A 12,650-nucleotide genomic window follows, 5' to 3' on the forward strand; every position below is an offset into this window, starting at 1 on the left:
ATGTGCAGGAGGAGCCGACGGACATGGTCCGCCGGCTCCTCCCTCCACTCAATCGCCCTTGACGTTGACGAGCTGACGCAGCGTGTGCCTGATCTCGACCAGGCTCGCGGCATCCGCCATCACCTGATCGATCGGCTTGTACGCCTGGGGGATCTCGTCGATGAACGCGTCCGTGTCGCGGAACTCGATCCCCGTCATCGCCTCGCGCAGCTGCTCGTGCGAGAAGGTGCGCCGTGCCGCAGACCGTGAGTATTCACGACCCGCGCCGTGCGGTGACGAGTTCAGCGACTGGGGGTCGCCGAGCCCCTCGACCACGTACGACGCGGTTCCCATCGAGCCGGGGATGAGCCCGGGACGACCGGCATCCGCCTGGATCGCACCCTTCCGCGACACCCACACCTGCTTGCCGAAGTGCCTCTCGGACTCGGTGAAGTTGTGGTGGCAGTTGATGCGCTCCTGCTCGTCCACCGGCGTTCCGAGGAACTCCGACAGCTGCCGAGCGACCCGATCCATCATCTCCTCGCGGTTGAGCAGAGCGAAGCGCTGTGCCCACCGCAGCTCGCGGATATACCGCGTGAACTCGGGAGTCCCCTCGACGAGGTACGCCAGGTCGGGGTCGGGCAGCTCGATCCACCACTGCTTCGCCGCTCTCTGCGCGACGGTGATGTGGTGGCCGGCGATCTTGTTGCCGACGCCCCGCGATCCGGAGTGCAGGAACAGCCACACCCGGTCGAGCTCATCCACCGAGACCTCGATGAAGTGGTTTCCCGAGCCGAGGGTCCCGAGCTGCAGTCGCCAGTTCTTCGCGTACGACTCCGGGTCGAAACCGTTCGTCTCGGCGAGCGCCTCGAGCTCCGCGATGCGGGGCTCGGCGGTCGCGACCACCTTGTTGTTGTAACGTCCGGCCGACAGCGGGATCGCGCGCTCGATCTGCTCGCGCAGCTCGGCGAGATCGCGACCGGCGAGGTCGTCCTTCGTGAACTGGGTGCGGACGGCGATCATGCCGCAGCCGATGTCGACGCCGACGGCGGCGGGGATGATCGCGCCGAGCGTCGGGATGACCGAGCCGACCGTCGCCCCCTTGCCGAGATGCGCATCGGGCATGAGCGCCAGGTGCGGGTGGATGAACGGCATGCGCGCGGTGGTGATCGCCTGATCGAGCGTCTTCTCGTCGATCAGCGACGCCCACGAGAGCAGCCGTGTGGAGAGCCTCTCCATGATTCCTTTCCTTATGTGATGTTCAGCCACAGGTCGGGGATCTCGTGAGAAACAGAAATGCCCCGAACCTGACGGTGCGGGGCATGAGGACAGCGGATGCTGTCACACGGCGCGCGCCGGAGGGTACGACTCGTAGCGGTCATTGCGCTTCGACTGAAGCGGCAAGACCGCGGTGAAGGGGAAGTTCCGCAGGGCGGTCATCCGTCGTCTCCTCGGCGTGAATGCTGTGCGCGATCGGCACAGCTTTGCCACACTAGGGCGCGACACGCCCGGGAGTCAAGCGGAGACGCGCGGCGGGTTGTGCATGAACTCGACGCGGATGCCGCTGTCGTCCTCGACGAACGAGGCGTAATAAGTCTCGCTGAACCGCTCGTAGATCTTGGGCTCGCGCACCACGGTCCACCCCGCGGCGACCGCGACGGCGTGCAGGCGGTCGACCTCGTCGCGGGACTCGACCGCGAACGCGAGGTGCTGCCATCCGACGCGACCGTGCACGTGCGGACCGCCACGCTCTTCGCGCGGGGCGAAGACGATGATCTCCGTCTCCTCGCCGTGGTGCCACGAGATCCCGCCCTCGGCTTCGGACCCGAATTCGTACCCGAGAGCGGTGAGCACGGGGTGGAACTGTGCGCGCCCGCGCTCGAGGTCGCCGACGGTGATGCCCAGGTGATCGAGAAGCGCCATGCGATCAATCTCGCAGGCGCTCAGAGCTCGATGCCGTGGTCCTCGTCGTTGACACCCGCGTTGCGGCCGCGGCGGGATTCGTAGCCGATGAACCAGCCGAGCCAGACGATCGCGGCCAGCAGGATGCCGAGCCACACGTTCTGGAAGATCAGGCCGATCACGATGCCGAGGATGAGGAGCCCGGCGGTGACGAGGAAGCGGAGGGTGCGGCGGGACATGGCCTCAGCCTAGAGGCGATCCTGTTCCGGCGCGCGGGTCAGCGACCGCGGTGGTCTTCGGGGGAGAGGCGCGGTCCGCGGCGCGGCTCGCTGACTCCGCTCGCGAAGATCAGCCGGATGACCCGCTGCCGGTGCCCGGCCCACGGCTCGAGGAGCTCGAGCATCCCGTCGTCGTCGGTGCGATGACCCGTGAGTGCGTAGCCGACCTCGTGGGCGAGGTGGTAGTCGCCGACGCTCACCGCATCGGGGTCGCCGAGGGCTCGGATGCGGGTCTCGGCCGAGGTCCACAGCCCCACGCCGGGGAAGCTCGTCAGCACGCGGTCTCGGTCGTCGCCGGTTGCGGCGGCCAACAGGGCACGGGAAATGCTGTCGGCGCGTTCGGCCACTCGCACGATCGTCTTCGACTGCGGCGGCTGCACCGCGACGCGATGCCAGTCCCACGAGGGGATGCGGCGCCACTCCGCGGCCGTCGGCGCGGTGTACATCGGTCTCGGCGACGGCCCCGGCGCACGTTCGCCGAACTTCGTGACGAGCTGTCGCCAGGCGCGGAAGGCCTCGAGACCCGTGACCTTCTGCTCGATGATCGCGCACGCGAGAGCGTCGAACACGACACCGGTGCGGGCGAGACGCAATCCGCGCGTGCGGCGGGCCACCTCGGCGATGAACGGATGAGGCGACGGGTCGAAACCTGAGGGGTCGTCGTCGGCACCGCAGAGGGCGGGCACGCTGTCGAGAGCATGCTCGGCTCCTGCTCCCCACGCGGTCGCCCTGATCTCGTCGCCGTGCGCGCGGAGCGCGAGCGTCGTCGGACCCAGGGGTGTGCGCAACGCGCGCCAGATGACGGGGCCGTCGTACACCATGGTCGGGTCGCCGGGACCACGGCGAAGCATCCCCACCGTGGCGCGCAGATCGACCGGCGCGACCGGGCGGTAGACGGTCGTCCGCGGTGGGCTCTGCGGTGCTGCGTCCGCAGCTCCAGCATCCGCGGTCAGGGTCATGCGCCCACCATACGTGGCGGGGCTGACACTCGGATCAGAAGCGGTCGGGCGAAGGCGTGCCGTGGCCGTAGCGGATGACGACGTCGGCGTGACGGTCGAAGCGGTAGCCGATGCCACGCACGGTGCGCACGATGTCCTCGTAGCGGCCGAGCTTGGCGCGAAGGCGCCGCACGTGCACGTCGATGGTGCGCTCACCCGGGGTCTCGTCGTCCTGCGCCTGCCACAGCGCCGAGACGAGCTCGCTGCGCTCGATCGTGCGTCCCTCGCGGAGCACGAGGTACTGCAGCAGCTCGAACTCCTTGTAGGTGAACGCCGCGGACTCTCCGTCGATCAGGACGCGCTTGCGCGAGATGTCGACGACGACGCCGCCTTCTTCGTCGGTGGTCTCCTCCTCGGCCGCGGCCTTGGTGCGGGCGATCGCGCCGGGCTCGTGCAGTGCGAGGCGGACGACGTCGAGGTCACGGCCTCCGGACCCGTGCGGTGCGAGGGCGACGGTGGCGTGGGTCTCGGCACCGGGTGCCAGTTCGGCGAGGGTGCGACGCAGAGCGTCGACGAGAAGCGGAAGGCTGACGCCGGCCTCGGCCGCCTTGATCTCGTCGAGTCCGACGTAGAGGGCGAAGCCGCGGGGCGAGCGCACGGCGGGAAGATCAGCATCGAGCTGCGCGGCCGCGGGCTCCGAAGACACGGTGCGGACGGCGGAGGTGGCGGCGGGACGCTCGAGAAGTGCGATGTTCGACATGATGATGAAGTCCTCAGGACGTGAGCCGGAGAGAGGCTCTGATGCGTTGCATGAATGACCGGGCGAGCCGGAAGAGCGAGCAAAGGGTGGATGCTCGAAGACCTGTACCTCGCAGATCGCGAGAAGTCAGGTCAGACGGAGTGGCTGTTCGTTCAGCGACACATTCGGCAACACATGCCAACGCGACCGGGCATCATCATCCCGGCAGTCCTGTTCGCCTCCTGGGCGGACAAAGGGCTTGCGTTGGTAGTCATGGGGGGATTATGTCGGAAGAAGTCCGCGCGTGTCAAAACGGCCGTCGGTGCCAGGTGCGGGCGTAACGTGGTTCGGGTGACCACCTCGACCCTCGCCTCCGGCTTCATCCTGACCGACGAGAAGGACGCATCGCGGTACACGCTGACGCGAGACGGCCAGCTCGTCAGCGTGCTCGACTACCGTGACGACGGACGCACGATCGCGCTCACGAGAGCGTTCACAATCCCGACTTTCCGCGGTCACGGCTACGCGGGCACGGTCGTCGAGGGTGCTGTCGCCGACATCGAGGCGCGAGGCGATCGCAAGGTCGACGCCGTCTGCTGGTACGTCTCGGACTGGTTCTCTGCACACCCTGAACACGCGACGCTTCTGCGTTCGCGCTGATCTTGATCGTGTGACGCTGTGTTACGGCGCGGCGTCCTGCCAGGATGAAGGCATGAAACTCGCAGAGGCCCTCACTGCCCGCGCCGATCTGCAGCGCCGCATCGAGCAGCTGCGCGCGCGCATCACCGCGAACGCCCGCTATCAGGAAGGCGAGGAACCGGCGGAGGATGCGTCGGCTCTGCTCGTCGAAGCTGACGCCGCCCTGGAGCAGCTCCGCGACCTGATCAGACGGATCAACGCAACGAACTCGCGGCTCGACCTCGGCGCGGACGGGACGATGACGGATGCGCTCGCCGCGCGTGATGTGCTCCGTCTGCAGCATTCGCTGCTCGCGGACGCCGCCGCTGCGGCATCCGGCGCGAACGACCAGTTCCTCCGGCAGATGCGGTCGGAGCTGCGGCAGATCTCCGCGCTCCCCGTGGCCGACCTGCGCTCGCGCGCGGATGCGGTTGCGCAGGAGCTGCGCGAACTCGACAATCGGATCCAGCAGGCGAACTGGCTGCACGACCTGAAGGAGTGAAGAGCGGAAGTCGGTAGTCACGACGAGGCGGGCACAACCCCAGCCGGAGGGGCAATTCCGGCACATGTCGGGCGGAGGGCAGCCCAGATTCGCATCGCGTAGCCCCGCACCCCGCACATGTGATCGCGCATCGCGCATCTCGCATCACCACGTGCCGATCATCGTGACGAGGGTGGGTCAGGGGACCTTCCGCTCGTACTCACACAGCCTCACCTCGGGTAACATGGATCTTCTGCTCAGCCCCGTCGGCTGAGGTGGTCAGGCGCTCTCAGCGCGCTGGTCCGAGGCTCGAAACCTCCGGCATCGTTCCCGACACCGGAGGTTCTTCCATGTCATCGTCGTTGCGCGCCCGCCCCCAGACCAAGTGGTGGGCGCTCGCCGTCATCTCTCTCACGCAGCTGATCGTCGTCCTCGACGGCACCATCGTCAGCATCGCCCTCCCGCGGGCCCAGGCCGATCTCGGCCTCAGCGACGGCCAACGGCAGTGGGTCGTCACCGCCTACGCCCTCGCGTTCGGAGCGTTGCTGCTGCTCGGCGGTCGCATCGCCGACTACCTCGGGCGCAAGCGCACGTTCATGATCGGCATGGTCGGGTTCGGCGCGGCATCCCTCTTCGGCGGTCTCGCGCAGCAGGGATGGGAGCTCATCCTCGCGCGCGGTCTGCAGGGCGTGTTCGCCGCGCTCCTCGCCCCGGCGGCGCTCGCTCTGTTGACCGTCACCTTCCCGTCCGGACGCGAGCGCAACACCGCGTTCGCGGTCTTCGGAACGGTCGCGGGAACGGGCGCCGCGATCGGACTGCTGCTGGGCGGATTCCTCACCGAGTTCACCGACTGGCGCTGGTGCCTGCTGGTCAACCTCTTCTTCGTCGCCGTCGGTCTCGTCGGCGGTGCGCTCTTCCTCACCGAGAGTCGCGCCGAGGGCGACAACCGCTACGACGTCTGGGGTGCGATCACCGTGACCCTCGGACTCGGAGCTCTCGTGTACGGATTTAGCCTCGCGGAGAACGGCTGGGGAGACCCTCTGACGATCACGTTCCTCGCGCTCGGCGTGGTGCTGCTCGGCGTGTTCGTGTGGGTCGAGAGTCGGGTCTCGCAGCCGCTGCTGCCGCTGCGAGTGGTCGCGGACCGCGTGCGCGGCGGTGCGTTCCTGATCCAGGGAGTCGCCGGAGCGATCATGATCGGTGCGACGCTCTACCTGACGTTCCACCTCCAGTTCGTGCTCGGCATGGGCGCACTCCCGGCGGGCGCAGCGACTCTTCCGCTGCCGATCGCCACGATGATCATCGCCCCCGTCGCGACGAAGCTCCTCACCGTGATCGGCCCGCGTCCGATGCTGATCGTGGGGCCGCTGATCGCCGCGGCCGGTCTGTTCCTGCTTTCGGGAATCACCCCGGACGGGGCGTACATCGTGCAGATCGCCCCGGCGCTCGTGCTCCTCGGAGTGGGCATGGGCTTCGTGTTCATCCCGCTGCAGAACCTCGCCCTGACGGGAGTGGCACCGCACGATGCGGGCGTCGCATCGGCCGTCGCCAACTCCGCGATGCAGATCGGCGGATCGATCGGCCTGTCGGTGTTCACCGCGGTGTACGCGGCTTCGGTGGGCGGGCACGCGCAGGCGGACCTCACGCCGTGGCAGCTCACCGAGGCGTACGGCTGGATCTTCATCGTCGCGTCGATCCTCATGGTCGTGGCCGCCGTGATCGCCGCCGTCATGGTGCGCGGCACGAAGGACGAACTGATGCCGGCGCAGCCGGGAATGGCGGTCGGCGCGCACTGAGGCGCTCGCGGCGTCCGTTCCGCTCGCGATCCGGTCGGATCCGGCGTCAGGAACGGATGCCGCGGCACGCCTCGGACCGAATGTCGGTGGGGCTTCGTACCGTGTGAGTATGCGCATCCTGCACACCTCCGACTGGCACATCGGCCGCACCTTCCATGGCAACTCGACCATGGACGCGCTGGCCGAGGTGCTCGGGGCGCTCACCGAGCAGGTGCGGGAGAACGCGGTCGACGTCGTGATCGTCGCGGGTGACGTCTTCGACTCCGCGACGCCGGCGGGCGCTGCGTACACGCTGCTCGGCGACGCCCTGGTCGCGCTGCACGAGACGGGCGCGCGGGTGATCGTCACGAGCGGCAACCATGACTCCGCCGCTCGCCTCGGATTCCAGGCGCGTCTGCTGCGCGACGGCATCCATGTCCTCACCGACCCACTCGCGATCGGCACACCGGTGACGCTGGCGGATGCCGACGGGCCGGTGCACTTCTACGGCATCCCGTACCTCGAGCCCGCGATCGTGCGTCAGCACTGGAGCGGGGTCGAGCTGCGCACCCAGGCGCAGACGCTCGCGCATGCGATGGATCTCGTCCGTGCCGGTATGGGGGAGCACCCCGGTCGATCCGTCGCGATCGCGCACTGCTTCGCGGCGGGGGTCGACGCGACTCTGGGCCTGGAGCGCGAGGTCCGCCAGGGCGGGCTCGACGTCGTTCCGCTGTCGGTCTTCGACGGGCCGGACTACGTCGCCCTCGGTCACATCCACGGGCGCCAGCAGATCAGCGACCGCGTGCGCTATTCGGGGGCACCCCTGCACTACAGCTTCGGCGAGAAGAGCAAGCCGCGCGGATCATGGCTCGTCGAGCTCGACGCGGCCGGGCTCGCCTCGATCGACTGGCTCGACCTGCCCGTCCCTCGTCGGCTGGTCACGCTCACCGGCATGCTCGACGAGATCCTGTCCGACGAGAACGTGGCGGCGCACGCAGGCGACTGGGTGTGCGCGGTGTACACCGACGCGCTCGCTCAGACCGAACCGATGCGTCGACTCCGCGACCGGTATCCGCACTGCGCGATGGTGCAGCACCAGCCGTCCGAGACGGCGGAGCGGATCGAACGCTCCTACGTCGAGCGACTCCGCGGTGCGGTCACCGACCCCGAGCGCATTGAAGCCTTCCTCGAGCATGTCCGATCAGGGCACGGTCCGAGTGCGCGCGAGGGCGAGCTGATCCGCGAGGTGCTCGACGACCGCGTGCGCGCAGAAGCGCTGATCTAGTCCGGTGATGATTCGCCATGGCCACGCTCTGACAGCGAAGACGGTGCGCTGATGCAGCTGCACCGACTCCAGGTCGAGGGATTCGGCCCCTTCCGTGACCGTCAGGTCGTGGATTTCGACGCATTCGCCGACGACGGCATCTTCCTGATCGCCGGGCGCACCGGCGCCGGAAAATCGAGCATCCTCGATGCCGTGTGCTTCGGACTCTACGGCGGGGTGCCGCGATACGAGGGGGGCGAGAAGCGGCTCCGCAGCGATCACTGCGAACCCGACGATGTGACGGAGGTCGTGGTCGAGTTCAGCACCTCGGCAGGACGCTACCGTGTCACTCGGTCGCCCGAGTACGAGCGGCCCAAGAAGCGCGGCGGAGGCCTGACGGTGCAGCCCGCCGCCGTGCAGCTCGACACGCTCGTCGGCGGGGAATGGGTGGGGATGGCCGCGAAAGAGCGCGAAGCCGCCTACGAGCTCGATGAGATCCTGCAGCTGAGTCGTGAGCAGTTCCTCCAGGTGATCCTGCTCGCTCAGAACCGCTTCTCGGAGTTCCTGCTCGCAGGAAGCAAAGATCGGCAGGCGCTGCTGCGGCGTCTTTTCGGTACGGAGCGCTTCGAAGACGTGCAAGCCCGATTCGATGAGCGACGCAAGGCCACGGAACACGCGCTGGGCGCACGACTGGCGACCGTCTCGGCGAGGCTCGACGAGGGCGAGCGGCTCGTGTCGAAGGCCGAGCTCGGTCCTGGCGCCGTCGACTCGCCGGACGGCGAGGTCAGCACCGAAGAGCCGGGTGCGGTGGCGACCACCGACGAGCGTCTCGACGGCTTGAGACAGGCGAAGGCGCGCGCGGACTATCGCGCCGAGCGGCGGGCGGCTGAGCGCCTCGATGCCGAGAGGCGCTCCGTCGAGGCCGATGCGGCGCTTGCGACGCTGCGTGACGAGCAGCGCGCGCAGGTCGAGCGAGACCGCGCCAGACTCGCACTCGCGCGCCTCGAGGCCGAGGAGCCGTCGATCCGCGACGCACGCATGGAGTGGGAGAACGCCAGAGCGGCCGACGTGCTGCGCGGCCCGATCGACGCGGCGGTCAAGGCGGGTGCCGCGCTCGACGCTGCGGTCGAGGCGGAGGCACGGGCTCGAGCCGCCTGGGAATCGCACGGAATCGACGTCGGTGACCTTGCCGTCTGGGCTGCCGAACGCACGAAGCTGACGGGGGCATGGGAGCGGGCGGCGGAGCTGGAGAGGTCGGCCCCAGGGCTCGACGCGGAGCTCGCCGCAGCCGTCGATGTGCTGACGGAGGCGAAGATTCGCGTCGAGGCGGGCGCGGCCGAGCGTGCGGCGCTTCCCGCGCAGCTCGACGAGCTCACTCGTGAGCGCGACGAGGCGCGCCGGGTCGCCGACCGCACGAACGACCTGGCCACGGCGCGAAACGCCGCAGCCGCACGCCATGCGGCTGCGCTCGAGGTGGCCCGGCTCGAGGTCGACCGCATCGCGGCGGAACGGGCGCTCGCCGACGCGAGCGCCTCGCTGGCCTCCGCGCAGTCGCTGCTCGCGCGGCTGCGACAGCGTCGACTCGACGGTTTCGCCGGTGAGCTGGCCACCGCCTTGCGCGAGGGCGACGCGTGTCCGGTCTGCGGTTCGCGCGAGCATCCGGCGCCGGCCGTCCATGCAGATCCCGTCTCCGCGGATGACATCGATGAGGCGGAGTCCGAACGCGACCGCCTCGCCCGGGGCGAACGAGAGGCGTCGGAGCTCGTCTCGACGTTGCGCGCCGAGCTCGCCGCGGCCGTGACGAGGGCAGATGGCAGAGATGCTGAGTCCGCGGGTGCTGAGCTCTCGCTCGCGACGGACGAGCATGCGCAGGGCATCGCCGCGATCGAGCAGATGCGAAGGCTCGACGAGGTGCGCGACACGCTGATCGAGCGCATCCACCGACTCGACGCCGAACACGACGCCGATGCCACGGCTCTCGCCACGGCCCGCGAGACACAGGTGCTGCTCGCACAGCGAGTGTCCGAGACGCGCGCGGCGGTCGCCGAAGCCCGGGGCGAGTTCTCCTCGGTGGCAGACCGGCTGGCCGCGACGACCGCCGAGATCGGTGCGGCCGTCTCACTGGTCGAGACGTCTGCGGAAACGGTGCGCAGAGCCGAGACCGCGACGGCGGCGAGGGCCGAACAGGACGCCGCGCTCGAGGCATCGGTCTTCGACGACGCTGCGGATGCAGAGGCGGCCCTGCGATCCGCGGCCGCGATGACCGCACTCGAGAACCGGATCACCACGCACGCGGTGCAACGCGAGAAGGAGCGGGCGATCCTTCTCGATCTCGAGCTCCGCACGCTTCCCGAGGAGCCGATCGACCTCGAACCCGCGGAGCACGAATCACGGGCCGCACGTCAGAGGTGGACGACGGCGGTCGACGACGCCGGGAGAGCCGCGGGCGTGGCCGACCAGCTCACCGCGATCATCGATTCTGCCGCCGCCGAGCACGCGCGCGTCGCAGGCGACTCCGCCGACTTCGAGATCCTTCGAGGACTGGCCGACACCATCGCGGGCCGCGGGGCGAACACTCGCAAGATGACCCTCGAGACGTTCGTCCTCGCTGCCGAACTCGAAGAGATCGTCGACGCCGCGAACCGTCGCCTCGGTGACATGTCGACCGGGCGCTATCAGCTCCGGCACTCCGACGCCCTCGCCGCGCGCGGAGCGGCGTCGGGCCTGGGCATCGTCGTGTTCGACGCCTTCACCGGACAGACGCGCCCTGCGCAGTCGCTCTCCGGCGGAGAGACGTTCCTCAGCTCACTCGCGCTGGCACTCGGTCTCGCCGAGGTCGTCACGGCGCGTGCGGGCGGCATCCGTCTCGACACGCTGTTCATCGACGAGGGGTTCGGGTCCCTCGACGGCGACACACTCGACATCGCGATGCGCACGCTCGACGAGCTCAGGCAGGGCGGCCGCACGGTGGGCGTGATCAGTCACGTCGAGGCGATGCAGGAGCAAATACCGGCGCAGCTCCGAGTGCGTGCGACGTCGGAGGGGCCGAGCGTCATCGAATCACGCTGAGGTCCGCGCCATCCTCGCCGCCCCTCGGTCAGCGTGCCATCATCCTCAGACGCCGTACTCCCGGCGGATCACCTCTCGCAGCTGCACGCTGCACCGCGCGATCGCCTCGCGGAAGTCGACCAGTGCGCCGTCTTCGGCCCGGTCGGAGATCGCACGGAACGCGCGGATCGGCACACCGAACTGCTGCGCGACCCAGATGTACGCATAGGTCTCCATGTCGACCAGGCCTGCGCCGGACGGTCGGATGACGGCGGTGATCCCGGCATCTCCGACGAAACTGTCGCCGGTCGCGATCAGCACGCCCTCGCGGCCGGTCGACACGCGAGCGGGCAGAGACACATGCTGACCTGCGACACCGTCGAGGTCGAACACGTCGTGCTGCAGTGCGCTGCCGATCTCATGCGCGGTCGCGTCGAGTTCAGGGTCGATGCCGCCGGCGGTCCCGACGACCACCACCTCGGAGTACTCCTTGGCATCGAGCGCACGCGTCAGCGCGAACACGGCCTGCATCTTGCCCTCGCCGGTCACGAGCTGGTCGAACCCCTCGAGCTCCTCGGGGAACGCTGCGAGTTCGGAGGCCATGGCTGCGACGAGAAGTTTCACCCCGCCATCCTCTCAGGTGGATCGACCGCCGCGGAGCCGACCGCGCGCCGTCGACGTCATCTCGATGTAACACTGGGGGAGGATACTGACGTCGGCCAGACCGGAGGAAGACATGACCCTGCAGCAGCAGATCTCTGAAGCACTCGGTGTGAAGTCCGAGATCGACCCCGAAGTCGAGGTGGAGCGCCGGGTGGGGTTCCTCGTCGACTATCTGCGCACGACAGGAGCGAAGGGCTTCGTGCTCGGGATCTCCGGCGGGCAGGATTCGACCCTCGCCGGTCGCCTGGCGCAGCTCGCGGTCGAGCGCGTGCGCGCCGAGGGCGGAGAGGCGAAGTTCCTCGCGGTGCGCCTGCCGTACCGGGTGCAGAAGGATGCGGCGGATGCCGAGGCCGCGCTCGAGTTCATCGCACCGGACGCCTCGGTCGAGGTGAACATCCAGAACGGCGTCGACGGCGTCGAGGAGGACATCGAGTTCGCCGTCACGAGCGACATCAGCGACTTCAACCGCGGAAACATCAAGGCGCGCGTGCGCATGGTGACGCAGTACGCGCTCGCCGGGCACGACGGTCTCATCGTCATCGGCACCGACCATGCGGCTGAGGCGGTCACGGGCTTCTACACGAAGTTCGGTGACGGCGCGGCCGACATCCTTCCGCTGTCGGGCCTCAGCAAGCGCCAGGGGCGCTCGCTGCTCCTCCTGCTCGGAGCGCCCGATCGGCTCGCGTACAAGGTGCCGACGGCCGACCTCCTCGACGGCCAGCCCGGCCGAGCCGACGAGGACGAGCTGGGGCTCACGTACGAGCAGATCGACGACTTCCTCGAGGGGCGATCCGTCGACCCCGAGGTCGCGGGGCGCATCGAATCGCGCTACCTCGCGACCCAGCACAAGCGTCACCTTCCGGTCACTCCCGACGACACCTGGTGGCGCTGACACGGCCCGCACG

At 68.9% G+C, this 12,650-nt stretch carries 12 protein-coding genes; 6 read left to right on the forward strand and 6 right to left on the reverse strand.

Annotated features, from left to right (window positions below):
* Positions 1–48: 48 nt before the first annotated feature.
* The 5 genes from JOF42_RS06335 to JOF42_RS06355 all read right to left on the reverse strand — a co-directional run bounded on the left by JOF42_RS06335 (position 49) and on the right by JOF42_RS06355 (position 3,857).
* A complete protein-coding gene (locus tag JOF42_RS06335) occupies positions 49–1,218 on the reverse strand; it encodes an RtcB family protein (protein WP_210097088.1) in 1,170 nt (389 codons plus the stop codon).
* Positions 1,219–1,494: 276 nt separating this feature from the next.
* On the reverse strand, positions 1,495–1,902 hold the full coding sequence (locus JOF42_RS06340) for a VOC family protein (protein ID WP_210097089.1): 408 nt from the start codon (positions 1,900–1,902) through the stop codon (positions 1,495–1,497).
* 20 nt (positions 1,903–1,922) lie between these two features.
* The gene (locus JOF42_RS06345) at positions 1,923–2,120 is read right to left on the reverse strand and encodes a hypothetical protein (protein WP_210097090.1); all 198 of its coding nucleotides are present in this window, start codon (positions 2,118–2,120) and stop codon (positions 1,923–1,925) included.
* Positions 2,121–2,158: 38 nt separating this feature from the next.
* Entirely contained in the window at positions 2,159–3,118 is a 960-nt protein-coding gene (locus JOF42_RS06350) for a DNA-3-methyladenine glycosylase family protein (RefSeq protein WP_210097091.1), read from the reverse strand.
* Positions 3,119–3,152: 34 nt separating this feature from the next.
* Positions 3,153–3,857 carry a winged helix-turn-helix domain-containing protein gene (locus JOF42_RS06355; protein ID WP_210097092.1) on the reverse strand — a complete coding sequence of 235 codons (705 nt, stop codon included), beginning with the start codon at positions 3,855–3,857 and terminating at the stop codon, positions 3,153–3,155.
* A 330-nt stretch (positions 3,858–4,187) separates the two neighbouring features.
* Between JOF42_RS06355 and JOF42_RS06360 the strand changes: the two genes are divergently transcribed.
* From JOF42_RS06360 to JOF42_RS06380, 5 genes are all read left to right on the forward strand, one after another.
* Positions 4,188–4,496, forward strand: a complete 309-nt coding sequence (locus tag JOF42_RS06360; protein WP_307803559.1) for a GNAT family N-acetyltransferase — start codon at positions 4,188–4,190, stop codon at positions 4,494–4,496.
* Positions 4,497–4,548: 52 nt separating this feature from the next.
* The gene (locus tag JOF42_RS06365) at positions 4,549–5,016 is read left to right on the forward strand and encodes a DIP1984 family protein (RefSeq protein ID WP_210097093.1); all 468 of its coding nucleotides are present in this window, start codon (positions 4,549–4,551) and stop codon (positions 5,014–5,016) included.
* Positions 5,017–5,345: 329 nt separating this feature from the next.
* Positions 5,346–6,791: an MFS transporter gene (locus tag JOF42_RS06370; RefSeq protein ID WP_210097094.1), complete on the forward strand. Its 1,446-nt coding sequence runs from the start codon at positions 5,346–5,348 to the stop codon at positions 6,789–6,791.
* Between the two features lie 109 nt (positions 6,792–6,900).
* Positions 6,901–8,055: an exonuclease SbcCD subunit D gene (locus JOF42_RS06375; protein WP_210097095.1), complete on the forward strand. Its 1,155-nt coding sequence runs from the start codon at positions 6,901–6,903 to the stop codon at positions 8,053–8,055.
* Between the two features lie 51 nt (positions 8,056–8,106).
* Positions 8,107–11,103: an AAA family ATPase gene (locus tag JOF42_RS06380; protein ID WP_210097096.1), complete on the forward strand. Its 2,997-nt coding sequence runs from the start codon at positions 8,107–8,109 to the stop codon at positions 11,101–11,103.
* Between the two features lie 45 nt (positions 11,104–11,148).
* Here JOF42_RS06380 and JOF42_RS06385 read toward each other — a convergent pair whose 3' ends face one another.
* Positions 11,149–11,706 carry a phosphorylase family protein gene (locus tag JOF42_RS06385; protein WP_210097097.1) on the reverse strand — a complete coding sequence of 186 codons (558 nt, stop codon included), beginning with the start codon at positions 11,704–11,706 and terminating at the stop codon, positions 11,149–11,151.
* A 112-nt stretch (positions 11,707–11,818) separates the two neighbouring features.
* On the opposite strand from JOF42_RS06385, the gene nadE reads away from it, so the two are divergent.
* Positions 11,819–12,637, forward strand: coding sequence for an NAD(+) synthase (nadE, locus tag JOF42_RS06390; protein ID WP_210097098.1), 819 nt, complete (start codon positions 11,819–11,821; stop codon positions 12,635–12,637).
* Positions 12,638–12,650: the final 13 nt, after the last annotated feature.

This window comes from Microbacterium phyllosphaerae (genome assembly GCF_017876435.1).
GTDB lineage: Bacteria > Actinomycetota > Actinomycetes > Actinomycetales > Microbacteriaceae > Microbacterium > Microbacterium phyllosphaerae.